The organism is Pseudomonas sp. LB-090624 (genome assembly GCF_003205205.1).
Taxonomy (GTDB): domain Bacteria; phylum Pseudomonadota; class Gammaproteobacteria; order Pseudomonadales; family Pseudomonadaceae; genus Aquipseudomonas.
In genome coordinates this window covers 23,957-47,383 of the sequence record NZ_QJRL01000014.1, presented here as the reverse complement: position 1 = coordinate 47,383, position 23,427 = coordinate 23,957, and the positions used below count along the sequence as shown (strand labels likewise).

24 protein-coding genes and 1 riboswitch are annotated in these 23,427 nt (G+C 62.4%); of the genes, 8 read left to right on the top strand and 16 right to left on the bottom strand.

All coding sequences use genetic code 11. The annotated features are described in order from the left end of the window. Window positions 1–17 precede the first annotated feature (17 nt). From thiL to DMX11_RS14955, 6 genes are all read left to right on the top strand, one after another. Window positions 18–986: a thiamine-phosphate kinase gene (thiL, locus tag DMX11_RS14980; RefSeq protein ID WP_110745232.1), complete on the top strand. Its 969-nt coding sequence runs from the start codon at window positions 18–20 to the stop codon at window positions 984–986. Then, on the top strand, window positions 983–1,486 hold the full coding sequence (locus tag DMX11_RS14975) for a phosphatidylglycerophosphatase A (protein ID WP_010951803.1): 504 nt from the start codon (window positions 983–985) through the stop codon (window positions 1,484–1,486). Before thiL ends, DMX11_RS14975 begins: the two co-directional genes overlap by 4 nt. Window positions 1,487–1,502: 16 nt before the next feature. Further along, on the top strand, window positions 1,503–2,246 hold the full coding sequence (locus DMX11_RS14970; protein WP_110745231.1) for an ABC transporter substrate-binding protein: 744 nt from the start codon (window positions 1,503–1,505) through the stop codon (window positions 2,244–2,246). A gap of 223 nt (window positions 2,247–2,469) precedes the next feature. Next, window positions 2,470–3,087 carry a GTP cyclohydrolase II gene (ribA, locus tag DMX11_RS14965; protein ID WP_003260612.1) on the top strand — a complete coding sequence of 206 codons (618 nt, stop codon included), beginning with the start codon at window positions 2,470–2,472 and terminating at the stop codon, window positions 3,085–3,087. Next, window positions 3,084–3,503, top strand: coding sequence for an MFS transporter (locus DMX11_RS14960; RefSeq protein ID WP_110745230.1), 420 nt, complete (start codon window positions 3,084–3,086; stop codon window positions 3,501–3,503). Before ribA ends, DMX11_RS14960 begins: the two co-directional genes overlap by 4 nt. Continuing rightward, window positions 3,503–4,315 carry a cobalamin-binding protein gene (locus DMX11_RS14955; protein ID WP_110745229.1) on the top strand — a complete coding sequence of 271 codons (813 nt, stop codon included), beginning with the start codon at window positions 3,503–3,505 and terminating at the stop codon, window positions 4,313–4,315. Before DMX11_RS14960 ends, DMX11_RS14955 begins: the two co-directional genes overlap by 1 nt. Window positions 4,316–4,604: 289 nt before the next feature. Here the strand turns inward: DMX11_RS14955 and dxs are convergent, their stop codons facing one another. The 4 genes from dxs to ribB form a co-directional block, all read right to left on the bottom strand. Beyond that, entirely contained in the window at window positions 4,605–6,500 is a 1,896-nt protein-coding gene (gene dxs, locus DMX11_RS14950) for a 1-deoxy-D-xylulose-5-phosphate synthase (protein WP_110745228.1), read from the bottom strand. A 176-nt stretch (window positions 6,501–6,676) separates the two neighbouring features. Further along, complete coding sequence (ispA, locus tag DMX11_RS14945; RefSeq protein ID WP_110745227.1) at window positions 6,677–7,564, bottom strand: (2E,6E)-farnesyl diphosphate synthase; 888 nt, start codon at window positions 7,562–7,564, stop codon at window positions 6,677–6,679. Further along, window positions 7,561–7,803, bottom strand: coding sequence for an exodeoxyribonuclease VII small subunit (locus tag DMX11_RS14940; protein WP_003255380.1), 243 nt, complete (start codon window positions 7,801–7,803; stop codon window positions 7,561–7,563). The genes ispA and DMX11_RS14940 overlap by 4 nt, the downstream gene beginning before the upstream one ends. A 263-nt stretch (window positions 7,804–8,066) precedes the next feature. Continuing rightward, window positions 8,067–8,717: a 3,4-dihydroxy-2-butanone-4-phosphate synthase gene (ribB, locus tag DMX11_RS14935; RefSeq protein ID WP_110745226.1), complete on the bottom strand. Its 651-nt coding sequence runs from the start codon at window positions 8,715–8,717 to the stop codon at window positions 8,067–8,069. A gap of 80 nt (window positions 8,718–8,797) precedes the next feature. Beyond that, a riboswitch (FMN riboswitch) is annotated at window positions 8,798–8,939 on the bottom strand. Window positions 8,940–9,089: 150 nt separating this feature from the next. Here ribB and DMX11_RS14930 point away from each other — a divergent pair. Then, window positions 9,090–10,070, top strand: a complete 981-nt coding sequence (locus tag DMX11_RS14930; RefSeq protein ID WP_110745225.1) for a zeta toxin family protein — start codon at window positions 9,090–9,092, stop codon at window positions 10,068–10,070. A 21-nt stretch (window positions 10,071–10,091) separates the two neighbouring features. On the opposite strand, the gene DMX11_RS14925 is transcribed toward DMX11_RS14930, so the two are convergent. From DMX11_RS14925 to DMX11_RS14915, 3 genes are all read right to left on the bottom strand, one after another. Then, entirely contained in the window at window positions 10,092–10,985 is an 894-nt protein-coding gene (locus DMX11_RS14925; protein ID WP_110745224.1) for an alpha/beta hydrolase, read from the bottom strand. A gap of 100 nt (window positions 10,986–11,085) precedes the next feature. Then, window positions 11,086–12,414 carry a sensor histidine kinase gene (locus DMX11_RS14920; protein ID WP_110745223.1) on the bottom strand — a complete coding sequence of 443 codons (1,329 nt, stop codon included), beginning with the start codon at window positions 12,412–12,414 and terminating at the stop codon, window positions 11,086–11,088. Continuing rightward, window positions 12,414–13,106, bottom strand: a complete 693-nt coding sequence (locus tag DMX11_RS14915) for a response regulator transcription factor (protein ID WP_110745222.1) — start codon at window positions 13,104–13,106, stop codon at window positions 12,414–12,416. The genes DMX11_RS14920 and DMX11_RS14915 overlap by 1 nt, the downstream gene beginning before the upstream one ends. A 181-nt stretch (window positions 13,107–13,287) precedes the next feature. Here DMX11_RS14915 and DMX11_RS14910 point away from each other — a divergent pair, with 181 nt between their 5' ends. Then, complete coding sequence (locus tag DMX11_RS14910; RefSeq protein ID WP_110745221.1) at window positions 13,288–15,465, top strand: TonB-dependent siderophore receptor; 2,178 nt, start codon at window positions 13,288–13,290, stop codon at window positions 15,463–15,465. A gap of 112 nt (window positions 15,466–15,577) precedes the next feature. Here DMX11_RS14910 and DMX11_RS14905 read toward each other — a convergent pair whose 3' ends face one another. From DMX11_RS14905 to DMX11_RS14865, 9 genes are all read right to left on the bottom strand, one after another. Then, window positions 15,578–16,231, bottom strand: coding sequence for a cytochrome c (locus DMX11_RS14905; protein ID WP_110745220.1), 654 nt, complete (start codon window positions 16,229–16,231; stop codon window positions 15,578–15,580). A 9-nt stretch (window positions 16,232–16,240) separates the two neighbouring features. After that, the gene (locus tag DMX11_RS14900) at window positions 16,241–17,182 is read right to left on the bottom strand and encodes a copper resistance protein B (protein WP_110745219.1); all 942 of its coding nucleotides are present in this window, start codon (window positions 17,180–17,182) and stop codon (window positions 16,241–16,243) included. Further along, a complete protein-coding gene (locus DMX11_RS14895) occupies window positions 17,172–17,489 on the bottom strand; it encodes a hypothetical protein (RefSeq protein ID WP_110745218.1) in 318 nt (105 codons plus the stop codon). The genes DMX11_RS14900 and DMX11_RS14895 overlap by 11 nt, the downstream gene beginning before the upstream one ends. A gap of 14 nt (window positions 17,490–17,503) precedes the next feature. Then, window positions 17,504–19,225 carry a copper resistance system multicopper oxidase gene (locus DMX11_RS14890; protein WP_110745217.1) on the bottom strand — a complete coding sequence of 574 codons (1,722 nt, stop codon included), beginning with the start codon at window positions 19,223–19,225 and terminating at the stop codon, window positions 17,504–17,506. Window positions 19,226–19,627: 402 nt separating this feature from the next. Continuing rightward, on the bottom strand, window positions 19,628–20,329 hold the full coding sequence (locus tag DMX11_RS14885) for a helix-turn-helix transcriptional regulator (RefSeq protein WP_110745216.1): 702 nt from the start codon (window positions 20,327–20,329) through the stop codon (window positions 19,628–19,630). A 238-nt stretch (window positions 20,330–20,567) separates the two neighbouring features. Next, window positions 20,568–21,095 (bottom strand): inorganic diphosphatase, encoded by a 528-nt coding sequence (ppa, locus tag DMX11_RS14880; protein ID WP_003255365.1) that lies wholly within the window; start codon window positions 21,093–21,095, stop codon window positions 20,568–20,570. A 93-nt stretch (window positions 21,096–21,188) separates the two neighbouring features. Next, window positions 21,189–22,004: a zinc-dependent peptidase gene (locus DMX11_RS14875; protein ID WP_110745215.1), complete on the bottom strand. Its 816-nt coding sequence runs from the start codon at window positions 22,002–22,004 to the stop codon at window positions 21,189–21,191. A gap of 9 nt (window positions 22,005–22,013) precedes the next feature. Further along, window positions 22,014–22,661: a DedA family protein gene (locus DMX11_RS14870; protein WP_110745214.1), complete on the bottom strand. Its 648-nt coding sequence runs from the start codon at window positions 22,659–22,661 to the stop codon at window positions 22,014–22,016. A 252-nt stretch (window positions 22,662–22,913) separates the two neighbouring features. Then, a complete protein-coding gene (locus DMX11_RS14865; RefSeq protein ID WP_110745213.1) occupies window positions 22,914–23,372 on the bottom strand; it encodes a GNAT family N-acetyltransferase in 459 nt (152 codons plus the stop codon). Window positions 23,373–23,427: the final 55 nt, after the last annotated feature.

Sequence of the window (23,427 nt, the reverse complement as noted above, 5' to 3'; positions counted from 1 at the left end):
CCCGGCGCAGCCAGGCCATGGGTGAGTTCGAGCTGATCAACCATTACTTCGCCGCCGCGCCTTGTGCGCAAGGGGGCGAGGGAGTGGCCCTGGGGATCGGTGACGATTGCGCCTTGCTGGATCTTCCCCCCGGTGAACAACTGGCAGTGTCGACCGACACGCTGGTCGCCGGGGTGCACTTTCCTGCTGTTTGCGACCCGCTGCTGCTGGGCCAGCGTTCGTTGGCCGTGGCGGCCAGTGACCTGGCCGCCATGGGCGCGACTGCCATCGGTTTTACCCTCGCGCTAACCCTGCCTGACGTGGGGGCGGACTGGCTGGCGGCTTATGCCGATGGCCTCAGCCGCATGGCCCACCGTTGCCGCATGAGCCTGATTGGCGGGGATACCACCCGTGGCCCGCTGAGCATCACCGTGACTGTGTTCGGTCGCGTGCCGGCTGGCCAGGCGTTGCGCCGCTGCGGTGCACGGCCTGGCGACCTGCTGTGTGTTGGTGGTTCGCTAGGGAAGGCTGCCGGTGCCTTGCCGCTGGTGCTGGGCGAACGCCAGGCGCCAGCCGAGCAGGCCGAGCCGCTGCTGGCCCATTACTGGTCACCGATGCCGCAGCTCACCCTCGGTGAACTGCTGCGTGGCAAGGCCACTGCGGCGCTGGACATCTCCGACGGCCTGCTCGCTGATTGCGGGCACATCGCCAAGGCCTCCGGCGTGGCGCTGGAGGTGAACCTGGCGCAGGTACCAGTGTCTCCTGCCTTAGAGGCATTCCTCGGCCGCGAAGCGGCGTTGCAGGCAGCACTCACCGGTGGCGACGACTACGTACTGGCATTCACCTTGCCGCCCGAAGCGCTGGCGCCCCTGGCTGGCCTCGGATTCATCGAGGTCCATATCATTGGTCGTGTGCTCGAAGGGCGGGGTGTGACCTTGCGCGACTCACAGGGCCAGGACATAACCCCCGTCCAGCGGGGCTATCAACACTTTAGGGAGACACCGTGACCGATCACCCCAACCAGGTGCCTGCGGAGTTCGTTCCGCCTTCGGTCTGGCGCAACCCTTGGCACTTCATCGCCTTTGGCTTCGGTTCCGGTACCTTGCCCAAGGCGCCAGGTACCTGGGGCTCGCTGGTAGCCATACCGTTCATCCCTTTATGGCAGTTGCTGCCCGACTGGGGGTACTGGCTGTTGCTCGGCGTGAGCATGCTGTTCGGCTTCTGGCTATGTGGCAAAGTCGCCAACGACTTGCGTGTGCACGACCATGAAGGCATTGTCTGGGATGAGATCGTCGGCATGTGGATCACCCTCTGGCTGGTGCCGGAAGGCTGGCAGTGGCTGCTGGCGGGGTTCCTGATGTTCCGCTTCTTCGACATCCTCAAGCCGTGGCCGATCCGCTGGATCGACCGGCATGTGCACGGGGGCGTCGGCATCATGCTCGACGATATCCTGGCCGGCGTGTTCGCCTGGCTGGGCATGCAGGTTCTGGTGTGGGCGGTTGCCTGAAACAGGGAGCGCGTGAATGGCCATAAGGATTGTGCTGCTGGCAATGCTGGTGATCATTGCCCCGTGGGTGACGGCTGCTGAAGGTGTGCCCAGGCAGATCCACCTGGTCAGCGAGGAGTGGCTCGACTACACCAACGCCGACGGTACCGGGGTGGCCTGGGACGTGCTGCGCAAGGTGTTCGAACCGGCCGGGGTCAAGGTGGTGACGCAGAGTGCGCCGTACAGCCGGGCGGTTGGGCTGGTGAAGCGCGGCGAGGCTGATGCCTGGGTGGGCTCGTATAAAAACGAGAACGAAGACAACCTGTACCCGCGCTGGCACTTCGATATGGACCATATCTATGCCTTGGGGCTGGCCAGCAAACCTGTGCCTACCGCGCAGGACGTGGGCAAGTATCGCCTGGCCTGGGTCCGCGGCTACGACTACGGCAGCTATCTGCCGAATGTGCACGAGTTCCGAGAGATTCAGCGTCGTGAAGGCATCCTGCCGATGCTCGAGCATGACCGGGTCGATTTCTACATTGATGCACAGACTGAAGTCGACTACGTGCTCGGCCAGTCATCGCATCCCGAGCGGTTTCGACGTACTCATGTGGCCGAGCTGCCGCTGTACTTGGCTTTTGCCCGTAACGACCAGGCCAAGGCCCTGCGCGACCTGTTCGACAAGCGCATGGCCGAGTTGGTGCGCAGTGGCGAGCTGAAGCCGATTTTCCAGCATTGGAAGCAGCCATATCCGTTCAGTTCGGATGGCAAGCCAAACTGAAGCCGGGGCGCCTGGCGCCTCTGTCGCCGGCAAGCCAACCCCCGCAATTGATGCGCAAGTCTCAACACGGGAGGCTACTGATTTGCTGGCAATAGGGCCGGGATGCTGAGCCTAAGCATCGAACTTTTCGATCTTAACCCACCGTATTCAGCCAGCCCACATTCCCCAACCTGCTGATACAATCGGACAACGAGAAATTTCCTACTTATTCCAGGAGCACAACGTGCCCGTCGTCTTTGTTGCCGCCTCTAAACTCCCGACTCCCTTCGCGACCTTCACCATGCATGGCTTTCTCGACGAAGCCACTGGCCGTGAGCATGTGGTGCTCAGCCTGGGTGATATCGCGGACGGCCAGCCGGTATTGGGGCGCCTGCATTCCGAGTGCCTGACCGGCGATGCCCTGTTCAGCCAGCGCTGCGACTGCGGCTCGCAGCTGGAAGCCGCGCTGCAGGCCATCGCCCGCGAAGGCCGTGGGGTGCTGTTGTACCTGCGTCAGGAAGGCCGCGGGATTGGTCTGTTGAACAAGATCCGCGCCTACGAGTTGCAAGACGGCGGCGCCGACACCGTCGAAGCCAACGAGCGCCTGGGCTTTGCTGCCGACCAGCGCGACTACGCCATGTGCCTGCCGATGCTGGAGCACCTGGGCGTGAAATCTCTGCGCCTCATGACTAACAACCCGCGCAAGGTCAAAGCCCTGACCGACATGAACATTGTCGTCGCAGAGCGTGTGCCGCTGCACACCGGGCACAACCCGCACAACCGTTATTACCTGGCGACCAAGGCCGGCAAGTTGGGCCACATGCTGGGCAACGAACACCAGGGCGAGGTGCCCCAGGCGTGACGCGCGCCGAGGTCAAGCGGCGCTTGGCGCTGGCCTGGTGGCAGTACCTGGCAGTGGGCCTGGTGCCGTTGCCCGTCATGGCCTGGGCGTTTGGTGGCGGTGATGCGCTGATCCCGGTGCTGGCCATGCCGTTGTTCATTGCCGGGGCGGCCACCATGTTCCTCAGCCTGCCGCGTTTTGGTGCCTACAAACGCGCACTCATTGCCACCTCGAAGGTGCTTGGCACTGGCGAAGAGCCCGCCGCCTGGATCGAGCTGGCGCGGGTACGGCGCCTGGCCATGCTGTATGCCTGCTTCCCAGCCTGGGTCGCCGCACTATCAGTACTGGTCGGCCTCGAGGCGGTGCCACAGATCCTGCTGGCGTTGTCCACCTTAGTGGTGCTGTACCTCTATCGCATACCACGCCAGCTCGGCTGATGCGCCTGCTCCCTGGCCTGCTGGCGCTGTTTGCCTGCTCCGTACTGGCTGGTGAACCGCTGCGCGTAGTCAGCCTGGCCCCTTCGATGACGGAAATCATGCTCGAGCTGCAGGCCGATGACCTGTTGGTGGGCGTGCTTGACGGTGGTGAGCGGCCAGCGGGGTTGCGCGACCTGCCTTCGCTGGGGCGCCAGGGGCAGCTGGACATGGAGCGCCTGCTCAGCTTACGCCCCGACTTGTTGCTGCTGTGGCCGGGCAGTGTGCCCTTGGCCCAGCGCCACCAACTCGAGCGCCTTGGCATTGCCACCTTCAGCGCCGAACCCCATGACATCGACCAGCTCATCGAGCAGATCGAAGCCATTGCCGGGCGCATCGGGCGCGCCGAGCAGGGGCAGCGGTACGCGCAATCCCTGCGTGAGCGGTTGCAGCAGCTGCGCCAGCAGTATCGACGGGATGAGCCTTTGCAGGTGTTCTACCAAGTCTGGGATCGGCCGCTGTACACCCTGGGAGGCGGTCAGGTAGTCAGTGACGCGCTGGCTGTGTGCGGGGCGCGCAATGTGTTCGCCGACCTCGGCCAACCGGCGCCACAGGTGAGTGTGGAGTCTGTGTTGCTGCGCAATCCACAGGTCATCCTTGCCGGCGATCAGGCACAACTGGCGAGCTGGAAAGCCTGGCCGCAGCTGCGTGCGGTCGCCGATGAACGCTTGCTGGTGGTGCCTGACAAAGGCCTGGAGCGACCCAGCGGGCAGATGATCGAAGCCACCGCCCGCCTGTGCGCGTTACTAGCGGCTAAAGCGCCGGCGTCCAGGTGATGCTGAGCAGGAACGTGCGGCCTTGGTACCACGGAAGACCGTATTGGCGGCGCTGGTAGCGGTGCGAGATTCGACCTGGCGGCTTGCGCTGATCAGCACGTCTGGGAGCTTGAGGGCGTCGTCGCGCTCAGCGGCCATAAGGAATGTTGGGGCACAGAGAATCGCGACACAGGCAGACTTTTCATGGGCAGTTACGAAGCATCCTCGGGTCAACCCGCTCCCACAGGGGCGCTACAGCGCTTGAGCACTGTGCAGCCCCGGTAGGCGCGGGTTGACGCGGGAGAGGCCCCTACAGGCCGAGCTTGGCCATGCGGGCTTTCACTGACGCCTCGATCCCGGCTGCATCCAGCCCGCACTCAGCCAGCATCTGTGCCGGCTTGGCATGCTCGACATAGATATCCGGCAGGCCCAGGTGCAGAAGCGGCTTGAGCACTGCCTGGCTGGCAAGGCACTCACCCACCGCAGCCCCCGCGCCACCCATGATGGCGTTTTCTTCGATGGTTACCAGCAGCTCATGGCTGCCTGCCAGCTCCAGCACCAGCGCCTCGTCCAGCGGCTTGACGAAGCGCATGTCGACCACCGTGGCGTTGATCTGTTCGGCCACTTGCATGGCCTCGGCCAGTTGTACGCCGAACACCAACAAGGCCACTTTCTCGCCCTGGCGACGGATTACACCCTTGCCGATTTCCAGCGGCTCAAGGTCTCCACTGATCGGTGCATTCGGGCCGGTGCCGCGCGGGTAGCGCACTGCCGCCGGGCCGTTGTACAGGTGGCCGGTGCTGAGCATCTTGCGCAGCTCGTTCTCGTCGCTGGGGGTCATCACCAGCATGCCCGGGATGCAGCGCAGGTACGACAGGTCGTAGCTGCCGGCGTGGGTCGGGCCGTCCTCGCCGACCAGGCCGGCGCGGTCGATGGCGAACAGCACGTCGAGGTTCTGCACCGCCACGTCGTGGATCAGCTGGTCGTAGGCACGCTGCAGGAAGGTGGAGTAGATCGCCACCACCGGCTTGCTGCCCTCGCAGGCCATGCCGGCCGCCAGGGTCACGGCATGCTGCTCGGCGATCGCCACGTCGAAGTAGCGCTCAGGGTAGCGCTCGCTGAAGTCGACCAGGTCCGAGCCTTCCTTCATCGCCGGGGTAATGCCCACCAGGCGGTTGTCGGTAGCGGCCATGTCGCACAGCCACTGGCCGAACACGGCGGAGTATTTCGGCCCGCTGGCTTTCTTTGGCGCGGCGGGCTTGTCGGCCGGCTCCAGCTTGGTGATGGCATGGTAGCCGATCGGGTCGATTTCGGCTGGGGCGAAGCCCTTACCCTTCTTGGTCACCACGTGCAGGAACTGCGGGCCCTTGAGGTCACGCATGTTGCGCAGGGTGGCGATCATGGTCGGCAGGTCGTGGCCATCGATTGGGCCGATGTAGTTCCAGCCCAGTTCTTCGAACAATGTGCCCGGCACCAGCATGCCCTTGGCGTACTCTTCGGTGCGGCGGGCAATTTCCCAGGCGCCTGGCAGCCGCGACAGCACTTTTTTGCTGCCTTCGCGCATGCTCGCGTAGGTGCGGCTGGAGAGGATCTTGGCCAGGTAATTGGACAGGCCGCCGACATTGCGCGAAATCGACATGTCGTTGTCGTTGAGGATGACCAGCATGTCGGCGTTGACTTCCTGGGCGTGGTTCAACGCCTCGAAGGCCATGCCGGCAGTGAGTGCGCCGTCACCGATCACCGCGATCGACTTGCGCGCGCTGTTTTGCAGGCGGGCAGCAATGGCCATGCCCAGCGCGGCGCTGATCGAGGTGCTGGAGTGACCGACTCCAAAGGTGTCGTACTCGCTTTCGCTGCGGCGCGGGAAGGCGGCGATGCCGTCCTTCTGGCGCAGGCTGAGCATGCGGTTACGGCGCCCGGTGAGGATTTTGTGTGGGTAGGCCTGGTGGCCCACATCCCACACCAACCGGTCGTCCGGGGTGTCGAACACGTAGTGCAGGGCGATGGTCAGCTCGATCACGCCCAGGCCGGCACCAAAGTGCCCACCGGTCTGCCCCACGGTGTAGAGTAATTCCTGGCGCAACTCGTCGGCCAGGGTCTCCAGGTCGGCTTCGGCCAGCCGGCGCAGGCCGGCAGGCGTGTCAGCGCGGTCGAGCAACGGCGTGACCGGGCGTTCGCGGGGGATCTCTTGAAACGTCGTGGGCATCAGGCGAGTCGTTATAGGTGTGTGAAGACGCGGCAGTTTAACCCATTGTGGGAAAAGTGCCCATTCGACCACAGGTTACGCGGCCCCTGCGGGAGCGGGTTTACCCGCGAATGCGATATTGAATTTACTGGCGCATTCGCGGGTGAACCCGCTCCCACAGGGAATGGTGTAGCTGCTCAGTTGCGGCGTTCGACGATGTAGCGCGCCAAGGCCCGCAACGGCTCGGCGGTTTCGCTGAACCCTTCCAGTGCGACCAGCGCCTGGTCGCGCAGTTCGATCGCATAGGCTTTGGCCGCTTCCAGGCCCAGCAGGGCCGGGTAGGTCGGTTTGTCACGGGCGATGTCTGCCCCTTGGCGCTTACCCAGGGTGGCGGTGTCGCTTTCCACGTCGAGGATATCGTCCTGTACCTGGAACGCCAGGCCGATTGCCTGTGCATAAGTCTGCAGGGCGTCCAGTTGTGCCTGGTCGGCGCGGGCACTGGCCAGGGCGCCGAGGCGTACGCTGGCTTCGATCAGCGCCCCGGTCTTGTGCCGGTGCATGAATTCCAGTGCCTGCTGGTCCAGCTTCAGGCCCACCGAACCAAGGTCGATAGCCTGGCCGCCGACCATGCCGGCCGGGCCGGCAGCCTTGGCCAGGGCCTGGACCATGGCCAGGCGGATACTGTCGGCCTGCGGGCTCAGCCGCGGATCGAGCAGGGCGCTGAAAGCCAGGCTCTGCAAGCCGTCGCCTGCCAAGATGGCGCAGGCTTCGTCAAAGGCTTTATGGGTGGTCGGCTGGCCGCGACGCAGGTCGTCGTCGTCCATGGCCGGCAGGTCGTCATGCACCAGGGAATAGGCATGGATCAGCTCTACTGCGCAGGCAGCGCCGTTGGCCTGTTCGGCAGCGGCACCCAGGGCTTCGCAGGCCGCGTAGGCCAGCAATGGGCGCACGCGCTTGCCGCCGTTCATCACGCTGTAGCGCATGGCGGCGTAAAGGCGTTCGAGCTCTTTGGTCGGGGCAACGAACAGCGGCTCGAGGGCAGCGTCGACCCGTGCCTGGCAACTGGCCTGGTAGGTGCCAATCATGCTTCCGGCTCCGCGTCGAAGGGCTGGGCAGCCAACTCGCCGTCGCGTTCCAGCAGGATTTGCACTTTCTGCTCCGCCTGGGCCAGGGCGCCCTGGCAATCACGGGTCAGGGCGATGCCTTGCTCGAAGGCGGCCAGCGACTCTTCCAGCGACAACTCGCCGTTCTCCAGGCGCTCGACCAGGGCTTGCAGGTCTGCGAGGGATTGCTCGAAATCGAGGGAGGCTTTTTTGCGGGCCATGGCGACTGTCTCGGTGGCATTCAGAACGGCGCGACACTAGCAGAGCGGGGCGGGGGGAGCAAACTTGTGTGGAGCAGGCCGCTGGAGCGACCGCTTGTATGTACGAGGCGATATCGCGCGATGCGCCAAGGCGTCCGCGCGCGAATCCCACAGGAATAATTGGCCCGAAACAAATGTAGGAGCGAGCGCAGCTCGCGATGCGCCGCGCGGGCGGCGCTCGATTTCAGCGCCGCCATCTGCCTCGAGTCAGGCGCAGGAAACTATCAAGCCGTGGCAGCTTCCCGTTCCACCATGGCTTCACGGTACCGCGCCAGCTCTTCGATGGTCAGCACTGGCAAGTTGTACTGCCGCGCATACACCGCCACTTGCTCGCCACGGGCCATGGTTCCGTCGGGGTTCATCAACTCGCACAGCACCGCCGCCGGCCGCAGGCCAGCCAGGCGCGCCAGGTCCACCGAGCCTTCGGTGTGCCCGCGGCGCGCCAGTACGCCGCCATTGCGGGCGCGTAGCGGGAACACATGCCCAGGGCTGACGATATGGCGCTGCTCGGCGCTGGAGCGTAGTGCCGCGGCAATGGTGGTAATACGATCCTGGGCTGAAACCCCGGTTGTGATCCCTTCCGCCGCCTCGATGGTGACGGTGAAGCCGGTGCCATGGCGGGCTTGGTTGTTCTGCACCATGGGCGCCAGCTGCAGTTCGTCGACTGTGGCCTCGTCCAGGCACAGGCAGACGATGCCGCTGCAATCGCGAATCATCATGGCCATGGTCTGCAGCGAAATGTTTTCGGCGGCGGCAATGATGTCCGCTTCGTCCTCGCGGTCGTCATCGTCGAGCAACAGCACAGGGCGACCGGCCTTGAAGGCGGCGATGGCAGCGGAAACATTGGGGTATTGCGAGTGGTGCTGGGTGGACATGAAACGCTCCTCGTGAATGATCGATGAACGTCTCGGGGCGAACAAAATGCGCGCGCAGGGGCGCCCGAAAGGCCCCTGCCTGACGCCTTCTTTCATCCGGACTATGACCGTCGGCTCTGGAGTCGCACCAGATCTGCTGACCCCCGGCATGGCCGGGGCGCTCGCGGGCTCATCTTTCGATTTACCGCCGGTGGGGACTTTCACCCCGCCCTGAAGACCAAGCAAGCATACAGCACTGTGCCACCCTACTGGCAACCCGCTGCTCTACCGTCTCCGACAAGACGGGCAGCAGTAACCATTTACCCCTTTCTCACCTGCCGCAGCGCCTACCTTGGTGACGGTCACATTGGCAAACCAAGGAAACGAACCGTCATGTCCTCTCTCCATCCTTTTACCGATACCGATCTTCATGTCGCATTCAGAACGATTGCCGACTCGTTGTTCGACAAGAAGCGTGACTACGTCGACGGCGTACTCAAGCCCAAAATGCTCATTATTGCCGGTGCACAGGGCTCGGGTAAGACCTACTTGCTGGAAAACACGCTGTTGAAGAGCGGGCGGTACGACAATTATGTTCGCCTTTACGAAACCCATTTTCGTGAGCTGCACCCTCATTACCGGGCAATGGAAGACAAAGGCGTGCTCTATGTCTATGAGCATACCGAGCCGTTCATCTGGCGCCTGGGCGCGATGATTTGCACGTATGCGATGGATAATGGATACAACATCATCATGGAGACCGCGCTCGACAGCCCTCATTTCGCTGACTTTCCACCTGAAGCCGCCCGCAAAGGCTATCAGAGTGAGATCCACCTGATTGCGTGTCAGAAAGAATTCAGCCACTGGTCGACCCTGGATCGTGTGGTCAACAGTGTTGGCAATCATGAGCTCGAGCGTGTGGTCAGCCTGACGCAGATCGAGGAGGCGCAGATCAATGGCAGGGCCATCATCGATGCTTTCGAAAACGCCTGTATCGAGGTGCCAGGTTCCGAACTCGTGCTTTATCGACGTGGCCTTGAGACGGACAGGAATAGCCTGCCGGTCTGTCACAGCACCTGTCCTGAAAAAGGGCTCCTCGTGCCCCAACAGACCTACCAGGGCAGAGCATTCTTCCGTGGGGCAGACCTGAAGATCGACTTCAAGGTCCAGCGCAGTCCCCAGGCCGATTTCCCTTGTTCCTATATTCAGTATGCACAGGTGGTGCATGCCGGCCTGCTGGGTTCGAAACACCGTCGGACGATGGCCGAACTCAGTTGCAAAACCCTCGGCCAGGCTCAGAAGCTGATGTCGCAGCTGCCTGTGGATGTCTACCGCGAGCTGTGCCTGTACGTGCTCAAGTACGCGCAACCTTGAGTCGGACGTGCGCAGGGCGGGTCACTGGCCAGACATGCCTTCGATTACCTTGCGCAGGGAGGCGCCTAGCATGGGCCCATGCCCCAGACCCTCGAAGCGCTCAAAGCGCACGTCGAGGCCTTTGATCCCAGCCAGATCTGCCGCCAGTTGGCGCGCAGGCAACTCGTCGTTCTCGTGCGGCGAACCATGCGGGCTGGCGGGCTCCTGCCCGCCGCGCATCAGCAACAGGTGCGGGCGCGCCTCGCCAAGGCGTGAGGGAAGTCCTTGCGCCTCCTGGGCAATGACGCCATCGCCCCACCACAGTGACGGGCTGGCAGCGGCGTAAACGCTGAATTCGCCAGGGCGGGTAAACAGTGCGTGAAGCACGGCCAGGCCACCATAGGAGTGCCCCCACAGTGTCTGTCGTTGCGGATCGATCGGCGCCACAGCCGACACCATAGTACGCATGTGCCCGGTCAGAAGCTCAAGGAACGCATCGACCCCGCCGCTGGGTTGGCCGGTCAGCGGATCACGTTGTTGCGCCTGCCCCGGTAGCGCCGGGGTGTAGTCCAGGGTGCGGCCGATCCTGTCGATACGCAGTTCGGTCCGGTAACCCACTGCCACGAGCACCGGCGCCTGGCCCGCGGCGAGCCTGTTCAGCAACTGCTGATCCAACGCTCCCAGCGCAGCATTCCCATCGAGCATCCACAGCACCGGGTATCCCGATGCCGGCGCTGGGCGGTCCGGCTTGCCAACCCACAAACGGTAGTGACGCAGGCCATCGGCCGAGGCCAGATCAAGCTGGCTGAAGTGATAGCCCTGGTCCTGGCGCTGTAGCACCGACGTGTCCATCTTCTGGTCATGCTCGGGCTGTGCCAGGACCAGAGGGGCCGCAAGGGCAAGTGCCAAGGCCAGCGTCAGGGTCTTCTTGCTCATCGGGCGTCTCGTCATGGCTTTGCAAGGAGGGCAAGGCTTGAGCGGCCAGATGATAAACAGTCCCGATCGAGCGTAAAGCGCATTAACTTTCTAAACAGTCTCAGGCCGCAGGTAAGGTCATGTGCAGGCACAGGCCCGGGTGCCCATTGTTGGCCCATAAGCGCCCGCCTTGCAGTTCGATGGCGCGGCGGGCGATAGCCAGGCCCAGGCCGAAACCTGCGCCGCTGTCGGCCAGGCGCTGGTAAGGCTTGAAAATACGCTCGAGGTCGGGATCAGGGACGCCGGGTCCTTGGTCGCTCAGGCGCAGGTGCCAGTAGGTGCCCTCACGCCAGCCATCAAGGCTGACCCGGCCTTCGGTGGGCGAGTGGCGAATGGCATTGCGCAACAGGTTTTCCATGGCCTGGGCCAGGCTGTCCAGATGCGCCTGCACCAGGCAATCGGTGCCCAGTGAACACGGCAGGCGCACTCCGTCCCAGCCGCTTTCGAAGCACACGTCCTCACACAACGCTTCCCAAACGGAAAGCACCAATACCGGCTCGGTCGACAGGCTGGGCTGTTCGGTGTCCATCCAGGCCAGGTCGAGGGTGTTTTCCAGCAACTTCTGCATGTCGGCCACCTCACGGTCCAGACGCTCGCGCAGCTGCGGCGGTGGCAAGTCGCTGTCATGGGCGATACGCAGCCGCGCCAAGGGCGTGCGCAGTTCGTGGGACAGCGTTCGCAACAGCAGGCGCTGTTGCTCAAGGCTCTGACGCAGGCGCGCGGCCATGTGCTCGAACGCCTGAGCCAGCTCTCCCAGTTCATCACGGCGTTCCTGCAGGGGCAGGGCGGGACTGTCCAGGTCATCGGCCCGCAGGGCGTCGGCGCGGTCGCGCAGGCGGTTCAGCGGCACGACAAGATGCCGGTATAGCGCAAGGCCCAGCAGCAAGGCCAGTAGCGCGGGGGCAACGCCGTGAGTGACCACATGGGTCCAGGGTGTTAGGCCTGTGGGTAGCAGCCGTTCGGGCAGTTGCAGCACCAGGCGGCCATGCTCGGGGTGTTGCGGAAATTCGATGCTGACATACGGCAGCTCATCCTGCAGGCGCCGGCTCATCGGCCAGTCGAGCTTGCGCATGAATGTAAGGTGGCTGGCTTCCTCGGCGCTCAGCGGCGTGGTGCCAAGGCTCTGCAGGTGTGGGCCGATCACGGCCACCCAGGTGTCCTCAGCCCGTTCCAGCTGCTTGCGCCAGGCCTCGGCGCCGACCGCGCCGTCCTGCTCCCACGCCTGTTCGGCCTGTTGTGCATAACGCGCCAGGTAGTCCTGATCGGCCTGGGACAGGAAGTAGGTGCTGCGTTCCACTGAAAGGCCCCAGGTCCAGATCAGCCAGGTCAGCAGCAGGCAGAAGCCGACCTGCAACACCGCCAGTTTCCACAGCAATGGATGGCGACGCATCAGGGCTGTTCCGTGTCGACCAGGATGTACCCTTGGCCCCGTACCGCCTGGATCTGCAGGTGCTGGGCGGTGATGTCGGCCAGCTTGCGGCGCAAGTTGCATACATGCACATCCAGGCCACGGTCCAGGCGGGTGTAGGCGCGATGCAGTACGGTCTGGTAGAGGAATGGCTTGCTCAAGGCTTCGCCCGGATGGGCACGAAGGGTAGCCAGCAAGCGGAATTCGGATGCGGTAAGGCCGGCAGCCTGGCCGTTGTGGATAACGTCCTGGCGGTCATGATCCAGCATCACTTCACCGACATCGGCACGCACCGCCGTACCGCGCTCAAATGCCACGCGCCGCAGCAATGCGTCGACCCTGGCATTCAGCTCGGCCAGGCTGAACGGTTTGGGCAGGTAGTCGTCCGCACCACGGGTAAAGCCGCTGATGCGATCTTGCTCGGCGCCCAGCGCCGACATCAGCATGACCGGCACTGCCTGATGGCGGCGCAGTTCATCGAGCAGGCTGAGGCCGTCGATGCCCGGCAGCATGATGTCCAGCAGTACCAACTCAAAGCGCGAGTGCTGTATGGCGTTCAGGGCCTGGGTGCCGCTGGCGCAGGCATGCACCTGAAAACCGCGATTGAGGAAATGACGTTCCAGGTCCTGACGCAGGCGTGGGTCGTCTTCGGCGAGGAGCAGTGAGATGGGCACGGTGCGCCTTGAATGAGAACTTCTATCAGTTACGGATCATCCCATTGCCGGTGGCCCGAGGGCAACGCTCCATTGTGTTAAGAAGGTTAATGATGCTGCACCCCCGTTTTCGGTCCGGTATCGTTCGCAAAAAGCAACTTGTTTCGTTTGCGAATTGTTATCACTTGGGGATGGGTGTGTCATGAGCGGTTTCATCGGTGTGGGGTGCCCGCGACGGGCGCGGGGCTGGTTGGTGCTGGGGTTGCTGGCGCCTTTTTCACTGTCGGCACTGGCTGAAACGGTAGCGACCCAGGCGACAGCCGAAGACAGCGCGCTGGACCTGCCGGCACTGACTATCGAAGGCAACCGCCTCTACGACATGCTGCCTTCGGAGGCCACCGGAGGCTACAGCGTCGATGCCGCTACCGTGGGCACCAAGACGCCGGCGGCGCTCAGGGACATCCCGCAGTCGATCACCGTGTACACCCAGGACTACGTCAAGGACCGCCAGTTCGTGCACCTGGATGACCTGGCCAAGTACACCGCTGGCCTGCGCACCCTGACCAATGACAGCGGCCGCTCGTCGATCTATGCCCGTGGCTACGAGTACAGCGAGTTCAATATCGACGGCCTGCCGGCGCCCATGGCCAGTATCTTCGGCACTGTCCCGTCGTTGGCGGCGTTCGACCGCGTCGAGATCATGCGCGGGCCGGCCGGGCTGTTCAGCAGTACCAGCGAGCTGGGAGGCATCGTCAACATGGTACGCAAGCGCCCGACCGCCGAGTTTCAGGGGCATATCGAAGGCAGCTACGGCACCTGGGACACCAATCATGAGGAAATCGACCTGAGCGGGCCGCTGGACGAGGCCGGTCGCGTGCGCGGGCGCTTCATCGCATCCCGTGACGACACCAATGGCGAAGTGGACTACAACGCCAACACCAGCAACACCTACTACGGTGCGCTGGACATCGACCTGGACGACGCCACCACCCTGTCGTTCGGCCTGATGCACGAGGTGAAGAACATCACCCCGCACAACGGCTACCCGGCCACGTTGTCCGGCGAGGTGCCCGACTTCAGCCATTCGCGTTTCCTGGGCGCCGACTGGAACTACTTCGACGGCAAGACCACCGACCTGGTCGCCGAGCTGACCCACCGCTTCGACAATGGCGGTTACGGCCGTGTCGCGGCCCGTGGCTCGCACCGCGACACCAACTATCTGTACGCCTTCACTGCAACCAATGCCACCACAGGCGCCAACTCCGAGCGCGCCAGCGCCCGTGATTTCACGCAAGACACCTATTCGCTGGACGCCAGCTACAGCCAGCCGTTCGAAACCTTCGGGCAGGTAAGCGAGTTTGTGGTCGGGAGTGACTACAAGAACTACGACACCGAGTACCTCAACGGCACCACCAATCTCGGCGCGATCAACGTGAATACTTACTCGCCGAAGCAGTTCGCCAAGCCGTCGCCCAACTACAGCACCGAGACTGGCATGCAGGAAGAGGAATACGGCCTGTACTCCAAAGTGACCTTCCGCCCGGTGGAGCGCCTGGCGCTGATTGCCGGTGGCCGCTTCAGCTGGTATCGCGGTGACTTCTACACCACCACCCTTAGCAGCGGCGCTACCACCAATGACAGCAAACGCGTCGACGGCCACTTCACCCCTTACGGCGGCCTGGTCTATGACCTGACCGACAACCACGCGCTGTACGCCAGCTATTCGCAGGTGTTCAAGCCGCAGTCCGACACCGACAGCAATGGTCGGGTGCTGAAACCGCGTGAAGGCGAGCAGTACGAGTTCGGCCTGAAGAGCAGCTACTTTGGCGGCGACTTGAATACGCGCTTCTCGGTATTCCGCCTGACCGACAAGAACCGCGCTACCACCGTGTACGATGCTGATGGAGTGGCCACTACCGACTCCGTGGCATCCGGCAAGACCCGGGTGAAGGGCGCGGAAGTGGAAATGAGCGGCAAGCTGATGCCGAATTGGGAACTGCTGGCCGGTTACACCTGGATGGAGACGGAAACCGTCAAGGGTGACGCCGAAACCACGTTCTTCATCATGCCGCGCAACCAGGCTTCGCTGTGGAGCAAGTACACCATCAACCAAGGCCCGCTGACCGGCCTGGCGATTGGTGGCGGAATTTCCGCGTTGAGCAACTTCTACTCCGAAAACGGCGGCGTGCGTATCGACGCGCCGGGCTACGCGACGGTGGATGCGATGCTGTCGTACCCGGTGACTTCGAAGCTGACCGCCACCTTCAACGTCAACAACCTGTTCGACCGGGACTACCTGTCGCGGGTGGGCTCGACCTCCACGTTCAACTTCTATGGGCCGTCGCGTAGCATGATGGTTGGGGCGCGGTATGACTTCTGATTGGCGTTGTGGCGTGTAGGTTTACGCCCACGGTTTTGCAGCGTGTATAACACCGAGTGCCGCCCGGGCGGCGCTTCGCGAGTGAATGCAACGCTGATAACCAAAAGCGCAATCAGCCACCATGGCGATGCTCCTTGCCATCACGGTGAAGATGCGCCTTCGACGCCGGCTTAGAGTGGTGATCACTGCCGGCGTCGTCTTGCCCATGTTGGCCTTCAGGGTTATGCATGTCACTTTCACCGCCCCCATGCTGGTGGCCGCCGCTGCTGGTGACCATCGCCCGGTACTGCTGGGCATTCATCTGCGGTAGCTGATCCAGAAAAGCCACCATGCCCCAGATGTACGAATCATCCATGCTCTTGCCCCAAGCCGGCATACCCGAAGCCTTGATGCCGTGCTTGATGGTCCAGAACGCAACCGCGGGGTCACCACTGGCGCCGAGCTTGCTCAGGTCGGGGGGCGACGGGTACAGCGCTTGGCTCAGCTCTGTCTTCTCGATGCCAGGGGCAAGGTGGCAACCGACGCACATGGCGTTGTAGTTGCCGGCGCCCATGCGAATCAGGTTCTCATTCTTGAGGTTCGGTACCTCGATGTCCCTGGCCCGTACTTTGATAGAGCGATCCCGGGCCATGGCGAGAAAGGCATGCACTGCCGGGAAATGGGGATCATCAGCCCCGACGTTCACCAGGCCAATGTAAGCTACGCCCAATACGCCCGCACCCGCCACGGCGCCTGCTGCAACCAGCGTTGTAATTGTTTTTTTCATGTCGGGCTCTCAAAACCATAGGCGGATGCCGGCAACGAAACGCGCTTCATCCACTTCGCCACCCTCGTTACGGGCGAAATCAGCCGTTTTGCCGTAGGAGCGGTTCCAGGTGATGCCTATGTAAGGTGCGAACTGACGAACGATTTCATACCGTAGCCGCAGCCCGATTTCGGTATTCGCCAAGCCGGAGCCCACGCCTCGCTCGGGGTCGTTCTTGCCATAGAAATTGGCTTCAGCGGTTGGCTGCAGGATCAGGCGGTTGGTCAGGAGAATATCGTAGTCACCTTCCAGGCGAGCGGCCGTTTGACCGTTCTCACCCATGAACGCGGTGGCTTCGGCTTCAAAGCCGTAAAGCGCCATGCCCTGTATGCCGAACGCTGCCCAGGTCTGCGGGGATTCCGGTTTAAAATCCTGACGCACCCCGGCAACCACATCCCACCAGGGGTTGATCGAGCGGCCATAGAGCAATTGCAACTCGGCATCTTCGGTGACGCCGTTGGTGCGTTCGCCTTCGGAACGAACCCACAGGCGGTTGATATCGCCGCCGATCCACCCGGTAGCATCCCAGGCCAGGCTGCTACCTTCGTCTGCATCCTGATACTCGAGTTGGTCCAGCAAGAAGAAGCTATTGAGTGCGCTGTCGTGCACCTGATGCCCGCCCAATGGGGGGAATGCCGCCTGCCGGTCTGCATCCGTCAATTCGGGAATCGGCGTTCGGCTGGTCGTCGCAGGGCTGCCAGCACCATGGTTCATTTTCGAGTGATCCATGCTCCCATGGTCCATGCCCTGCATGCCGCCATGATCCATCTGGCTATGGTCCATGCCCGGCATGGAGCCGTGTCCCATCGCTGCATGGTCCATATCGCCAGCGGCGAAGCTGGGTGCAGCACCCAGCATGCCGAGTGAAACGCCCAGGGCCAGCAGCGAGGGGCGCGCTGGGCTATTGGCCATCTTTCCCTGCCTTAGCGTTGGCGCTGCCATGCGATTCCATCATCTTGCTGTGATCCATACCTTCCATCGAACCATGGTCCATGCCTTTCATGGCACTGTGATCCATGCCCTGCATGGCGCTGTGGTCCATGCCCTTCATGGAACCGTGATCCATGCCTTGAGCGCCCTTGGCTTTAGCTGCATCGGCGGCCTTGTGGGTGTGTTGCTCATGGTTGTCGGCGGCCCACGACGACGGAGCATAAACAGCCAAGAGGCCAGCCATCGCAGCAGAGAGGAAAAACGCACTTCGTTTCGTAAGGTTGTTCATCTCGGATCTCCAGTTCATTCGTCCACGCGGACTTCTCGGAACATGCCCATTTCCATGTGGAACAGCAGGTGGCAGTGATAGGCCCAGCGCCCCAGAGCATCCGCAGTCACGCGGTAGCTTCGTTTTGAGCCAGGCGGCATGTCGATGGTGTGCTTGCGCACCATGAAGTTGCCGTCCTCATCCTCCAGGTCGCTCCACATGCCATGCAGGTGGATGGGGTGAGTCATCATGGTGTCGTTGACCAAGGTGATACGCAGGCGCTCCCCGTATTTGAGGCGTAGCGGCTCGGCATCGGAGAACTTGACCCCGTCGAACGACCAGGCGAACTTTTCCATGTGGCCTGTGAGGTGCAACTCGATTGTGCGGCCAGGCTCTCGGCCGTCGGGGTCAATGAACGTGCTGCGCAGGTCCGCATACGTCAGCACACGCCGGCCGTTGTTCCGCAGCCCGATGCCCGGGTCGCTCAGTTTCGGCGTCGGGCTCATCGTCTGCATGTCGACCAGGGGGTTGTTGGTCTCTGAGTCAGGATGGCGCTGCATGGCCCCATTCATGCCGGCCATGCTGCCGTGATCCATGCCGGCCATCTGGCTATGGTCCATGCCGGTCATGCCGCTGTGATCCATACCCATGTCACTCATGGAAATCAGCGGGCGCGGATCAACAGCTGGAACAGCCGCTTGCAAGCCCTCGCGGATGGCCAAGGTGCCCCTGGCGTAACCGGTACGGTCCATGGATTGAGCAAAGAGGGTGTAGGCCTGCTCATTTTCGGGCTCGACAATCACATCGTAGGTTTCAGCAACAGCGATACGTAACTCGTCGACCGAGACCGGCTTCACATACTGCCCATCTGCCGCAACCACCGTCATCTTCAGGCCGGGAATCCGCACGTCGAAATACGTCATGGCCGAGCCGTTGATAAAGCGAAGGCGGATTTTCTCGCCAGGCTTGAAAACCCCCGTCCAGTTGCCGTCCGGCGTCTGGCCGTTCATGAGGTAGGTGTAGGTGTACCCGCTCACGTCTGCCAGATCGGTGGGGCTCATGTTCATTTCGGCCCACATCGTGCGATCAGCCACCGCAGCGGACCAGCCCTTTTCGCTCACGTCGTTGACGAAATCACCCACCGTCCGTTTGTGGAAGTTGTAGTAGTCAGACTGCTTTTTGAGCTTGGACAGAACCCGGGCAGGGTCTTCATCTGTCCAGTCGCTGAGCATCACCACGTAATCCCGGTCATAGGTGAACGGCTCGGGTTCTTTCGCATCGATGACCAGTGCGCCGTACACCCCAACCTGTTCCTGGAAGCCTGAGTGACTGTGGTACCAGTAGGTGCCGTTCTGATGGACTGTGAACCTGTACTCATACAGGCCATCCGGGGCGATGCCGTGGAAGCTCAGGCCAGGCACACCATCCATGTTGGCCGGCAGGATGATGCCGTGCCAGTGGATGGAGGTGTCCTGCTGCAAACGGTTGCGCACGCGAAGCGTAACGGTGTCGCCTTCGCGCCAGCGAAGCGTAGGGCCCGGCAATGATCCATTGATTGCCATGGCTGTGCGCGTTGCGCCGGTGAAATTGACCGGCAGTTCACCGATGTACAGGTCGAAGTCAGTGCCTGTCAGCACGTTTGGCTGGCCAGGGCTGGTCAAGGCCCACACCGGCGTGCGCCACATGCCCAACCCGCCAAGCAGTCCAGTGGCGGCCAGGCCTTTGACGAAGGTGCGTCGTGTGGTTTTGCTTTGCATGCCGTTGCGTCCAGTCGTATGGGTTGCGGATATCCCGGCTGCTGGATTTCGCAGCTCACGACCAAACTAGCGCGTTGCCGCTGTCAGAAAACTGAGCTCGACATTACTTTTTCGTCAGCTTCTTGAAGGGGAAGGCAGGCCGCACAGGGCTTGGGATGGCTTTCGGCGAGGCATTAAAAAGCCGGCTTGTGGCCGGCTTCTCGGGGACGCTTCCGACTAATTTATGGTAAGCCGCAATCGCCTTAACTGTGTGGCCAACAAGGGCCTGAAAGAGATGGCAGATACCCGTGTGGGATATCGCCGAGCCCTCTAGGCCAGGGCTTGCGCCGGCCGGGGCTGAATGTGCCGCGTAGCATACAAGGGCTGGCGCAGGATGCCCAGCAAAAATTGGCACAGGGTGGTTCAGCCGGGCCGCTGCTGGCGAAAATGCGACCAGTGGAACACCCAACCAAGCACTTCCAGGCTTTGCGCCTGAAGCTGTGCAGGGGTGTAACGCTCCACCGCGTAGTTACGCCGGTCATGACTGTGCAGGTACAGCGTACCGTGCTGGCCAAGGCTGAGGTTGTTCACCCTGAGCATGCCGTTGTGCAGCAGGGCATAGGTTTCCCCCTCAATCACCTGGGTCATGCCCCGGTCGATGACCAGCATGGCCTCCAGCGGAATCAGCGGCAGCATGTTACTGGCCGGCATCGTCATGCAGATCGCGTTGCAGGCCCGCACTCTCAGCACTTTCAGGGCTTTTGCCGGCAAGCGTAGGTGCTTGCCGGCCACTGTCGAGAGCAGGCCATTGTCCAGTTCGTAATAAGGCACTTTCACAAGCCGACCGTGATGCACCGACAGCGGGGTAGGCGGGTTTGCGGGTGTGTGCCGGGGCCGACAGGTACGCAGGATCGGGTTGGGGTGTTTGGGCCCTTCGCCAGAGCGCAGCCAGCGGCGGTGCACGCAGAACAGGTCGGCCAGTTCGTCCAGGCGGGCCAGGGGCACGCCGCGTTTGAACCAGTTGTTGACGTGCTGTGGGGTGACGCTGCGCTGGGCGGCGAAGTCGGAAGGAGTCAGGCCACATTCATGGAGAAGGGCCTTGAGGCGGTCACCGGAAGTGTTCATGCCGGCGAGTGTAGCGGCGTGATGCCAGCAAGGGTATGAACCGGGTGTTGACGAAATTTGTAGGAAAAAAGGCTGTTTGTAGGGTGTTGGCGTAAGGCGACGTAGGATTTATTACCCATATCTGAGCGTTACTGCCATCCCTGCAGAAGCGCGACGACAGGCCACGCCTGATAGCGCTCACGAGCGCATGCCGGCCAAAAAAAACCCCGCCAAGGCGGGGTTCATTCTGCAACCGGTATCAGCCCTTGTAGGCAGCAACCGATTTGGTGATCGCGGCACGGGCGGCGTCGGCGCCTTCCCAGCCTTCGATCTTGACCCACTTGCCCTTCTCGAGATCTTTGTAGTTGGCAAAGAAGTGCTCGATCTGCTGGATCAGCAGGGCTGGCAGGTCGGTGTATTCCTTCACGTCAACGTACAGCTGCGACAGCTTGTCGTGAGGAACAGCGATGACCTTGGCGTCGCCGCCGCCGTCGTCAGTCATGTTCAACACGCCAACCGGACGGGCGCGGATAACCGAGCCTGGGGCCACCGGGTAAGGGGTAACCACCAGCACGTCCAGCGGGTCACCGTCGTCAGCCAGGGTGTTCGGGATGAAGCCGTAGTTGGCAGGGTAGAACATCGGGGTAGCCATGAAACGGTCGACGAACAGGGTGTCGCTGTCCTTGTCGATCTCGTATTTGATCGGCGCGTGGTTGGCCGGGATTTCGATGGCGACGTAGATGTCGTTCGGCAGGTCTTTGCCCGCCGGAATCTTGCTGTAGCTCATTGGGCAGTGCCCCCGTGTTTGACCAAAAAAGTGGCGGCGATTATAGGCACATTCTGCCGGGGCATGCCACGCCTGGCCTGATGTGCGGCCCCGTCAGGCGTGGCTTTCGCGGTATTCGGGGTGCTCGGCCTGCAGCTGGCACAGGCGCCCCAGCGGGTCTTGCCGGTAGAACCGCGACAACTGGCTGTAGACCAATGGATAAGCCTGGTGCAGAAGGTCGGGGGCACTGAAGAAGTATTCGCTGGTGACTGCAAAGAACTCTGCCGGGTTCTCCGCCGCGTAAGGGTCGATGGCGGTTTCGGCGTCGGGGTCGGCGTCCAGCTGGCGGTTGAGGTCGTCGTACGCCTGCTGCATGGCGCTTGCCCACTCATCAACCGGCATGCCGCTGTGTAGCGGTGGTAGGCCGTTGGCATCGCCGTTGAGCATGTCGAGCTTGTGCGCCAGCTCATGGATGACCAGGTTGTAAGCCTCCCAACCGCCGCTGGCCAGCACACCGTTCCAGGCCAGGATGATCGGCCCCTGTTGCCAGGCCTCGCCGCTGTGCTCGCCGTCCCACACATGCTCCACGCCGCTGGCATCGCGATGGCGTTGCGGGCTCTTGAAGTCGTCGGGGTAGAGGATGATTTCGTGGAAACCCTGGTACCAGTTCAGCTCACCCAGGTGCATCAGTGGCAGCTGGGCCTGGGCGGCCAGCAACAGGCGCTGTTCGTCGTCCGGTTCAACGCCGGGCAGGCAGGTAAGGTGCTTGTCGAGCAGGAACAGGATGCAGGCTTCGCGCAGCCAGTGGTCTTCTGCGTCGGTGATGCCATCCAGCATCGGCAGGCGCTCGCGTACGGCCTGCCATTGCTGTGGCGTGATCGGGTAGCGCGCCAGGGTGCGCTTGCGCCGCCAGGCGCCGAACGACCACATGAGGGGCGGTCAGTGGGCTTTGGCCGTGCGGCCCAGGCGGGTGCGCAGCAGGCCCAGGATCATGGGTACCAGCGACAGGACGATGATGCCCACCACCATCAGCGACAGGTGCTGCTTGATGAACGGCACGTTGCCGAAGAAGTAGCCGAGGGTGACTAGGCCACCGACCCACAGCAGCGAACCGGCGACGCTGAAACCGAGGAAGCGCGGGTATTGCATGTGCGCGATGCCGGCGACGAACGGTGCGAAAGTCCGCAGGATGGGCAGGAAGCGCGCCAGGGTTACGGTTTTGCCGCCGTGGCGTTCATAGAATTCGTGGGTGCGCTGCAGGTAATCGCGGCGGAAGATCTTCGAGTTGGGGTTGTTGAACAGGCGCTCGCCGGCCGTTCGCCCGATTACGTAGTTGGTGCTGTCGCCCATGATGGCCGCAGCCATCAGCAGGCCGGCCAGCAATACCGGGTCCATGCCACCGCCAGCGGCCACGGCACCGGCAATGAACAACAGCGAATCGCCTGGCAGGAACGGCATGACCACCAGCCCGGTCTCGCAGAAGATCACGGTGAACAGGATGGCGTAGATCCAGGGACCGTAATTGGTGACCAGCAGATCGAGATAAGCATCGAGATGCAGGATAAGGTCCAGCGGGTTGAAATCCATGTACAGCACCTGTGTTCTGGGGCGTAGGCTCAGTTACCTGGGGATGGGTAAATTTTCACACATGACAGGTGGGGCATTATACGGCTAAGTGAAGAACATGCCCGGGGAGTTTGTAGCGGGGGGTTACGACAGGGGGCCTGGTTCAGCCAGTTCGCGGCTAAACCTGCGCTGACAGGTTCACCACAGCCCTGCAGGAGCAGCACAAGGCTGCTGTTGCAGGTGCGGTGCATGCCAGAGGGAGCGTCGAGCAGGTCAATCCTGGCTAATGGGCAGGATGTAGCTCTTGAACTCGGTGTCTTCACGAAACCCGATGGATTCGTAAGTCTTGTGGGCTACCTGATTGTCCGCGCTCGTCGAAACCCGCATGCGCACGGCATTGGTTTCCCTGGCCATTTTCTTCGCCTCGCGCATCAGGTGGTCGGCCACCAGCATGCGCCGCGAGTCTTCGGCGACGTAGATATCGTTGAGGATCCATACCCGCTTCAGTGACAGCGACGAGTAGCTTGGGTACAGCTGGCAGAAGCCCAGCAGCTTGCCGTCGTCATCATCGGGTAGTGCCAGGTAGATCACCGATTCATCCCGCTTCAGGCGCTTTTCCAAAAAGCTGCGCGAGCTGTCGGGGTAGGGCAGCTGCCCATAGAACTCACGGTATTTGACGAACAAGGGTGTGAGCAGGTCGAGGTGTTCCAGGGTTGCCTTGATGATGCGCATGTGCGGCCCTCAGAGTCCATTTGGGGAAACAGCGGAATGCCTGCAGCGTTCAAGA

Excerpts from the sequence above, each read along its gene's own strand:
- thiL (WP_110745232.1), top strand. The coding sequence starts at position 18 with ATGGGTGAGTTCGAGCTGATCAACCATTACTTCGCCGCCGCGCCTTGT.
- DMX11_RS14970 (WP_110745231.1), top strand. The coding sequence starts at position 1,503 with ATGGCCATAAGGATTGTGCTGCTGGCAATGCTGGTGATCATTGCCCCG.
- DMX11_RS14955 (WP_110745229.1), top strand. The coding sequence starts at position 3,503 with ATGCGCCTGCTCCCTGGCCTGCTGGCGCTGTTTGCCTGCTCCGTACTG.
- dxs (WP_110745228.1), bottom strand. The coding sequence starts at position 6,500 with ATGCCCACGACGTTTCAAGAGATCCCCCGCGAACGCCCGGTCACGCCG.
- ispA (WP_110745227.1), bottom strand. The coding sequence starts at position 7,564 with ATGATTGGCACCTACCAGGCCAGTTGCCAGGCACGGGTCGACGCTGCC.
- DMX11_RS14940 (WP_003255380.1), bottom strand. The coding sequence starts at position 7,803 with ATGGCCCGCAAAAAAGCCTCCCTCGATTTCGAGCAATCCCTCGCAGAC.
- ribB (WP_110745226.1), bottom strand. The coding sequence starts at position 8,717 with ATGTCCACCCAGCACCACTCGCAATACCCCAATGTTTCCGCTGCCATC.
- DMX11_RS14930 (WP_110745225.1), top strand. The coding sequence starts at position 9,090 with ATGTCCTCTCTCCATCCTTTTACCGATACCGATCTTCATGTCGCATTC.
- DMX11_RS14925 (WP_110745224.1), bottom strand. The coding sequence starts at position 10,985 with ATGAGCAAGAAGACCCTGACGCTGGCCTTGGCACTTGCCCTTGCGGCC.
- DMX11_RS14920 (WP_110745223.1), bottom strand. The coding sequence starts at position 12,414 with ATGCGTCGCCATCCATTGCTGTGGAAACTGGCGGTGTTGCAGGTCGGC.
- DMX11_RS14910 (WP_110745221.1), top strand. The coding sequence starts at position 13,288 with ATGAGCGGTTTCATCGGTGTGGGGTGCCCGCGACGGGCGCGGGGCTGG.
- DMX11_RS14905 (WP_110745220.1), bottom strand. The coding sequence starts at position 16,231 with ATGAAAAAAACAATTACAACGCTGGTTGCAGCAGGCGCCGTGGCGGGT.
- DMX11_RS14900 (WP_110745219.1), bottom strand. The coding sequence starts at position 17,182 with ATGGCCAATAGCCCAGCGCGCCCCTCGCTGCTGGCCCTGGGCGTTTCA.
- DMX11_RS14895 (WP_110745218.1), bottom strand. The coding sequence starts at position 17,489 with ATGAACAACCTTACGAAACGAAGTGCGTTTTTCCTCTCTGCTGCGATG.
- DMX11_RS14890 (WP_110745217.1), bottom strand. The coding sequence starts at position 19,225 with ATGCAAAGCAAAACCACACGACGCACCTTCGTCAAAGGCCTGGCCGCC.
- DMX11_RS14885 (WP_110745216.1), bottom strand. The coding sequence starts at position 20,329 with ATGAACACTTCCGGTGACCGCCTCAAGGCCCTTCTCCATGAATGTGGC.
- ppa (WP_003255365.1), bottom strand. The coding sequence starts at position 21,095 with ATGAGCTACAGCAAGATTCCGGCGGGCAAAGACCTGCCGAACGACATC.
- DMX11_RS14875 (WP_110745215.1), bottom strand. The coding sequence starts at position 22,004 with ATGTGGTCGTTCGGCGCCTGGCGGCGCAAGCGCACCCTGGCGCGCTAC.
- DMX11_RS14870 (WP_110745214.1), bottom strand. The coding sequence starts at position 22,661 with ATGGATTTCAACCCGCTGGACCTTATCCTGCATCTCGATGCTTATCTC.
- DMX11_RS14865 (WP_110745213.1), bottom strand. The coding sequence starts at position 23,372 with ATGCGCATCATCAAGGCAACCCTGGAACACCTCGACCTGCTCACACCC.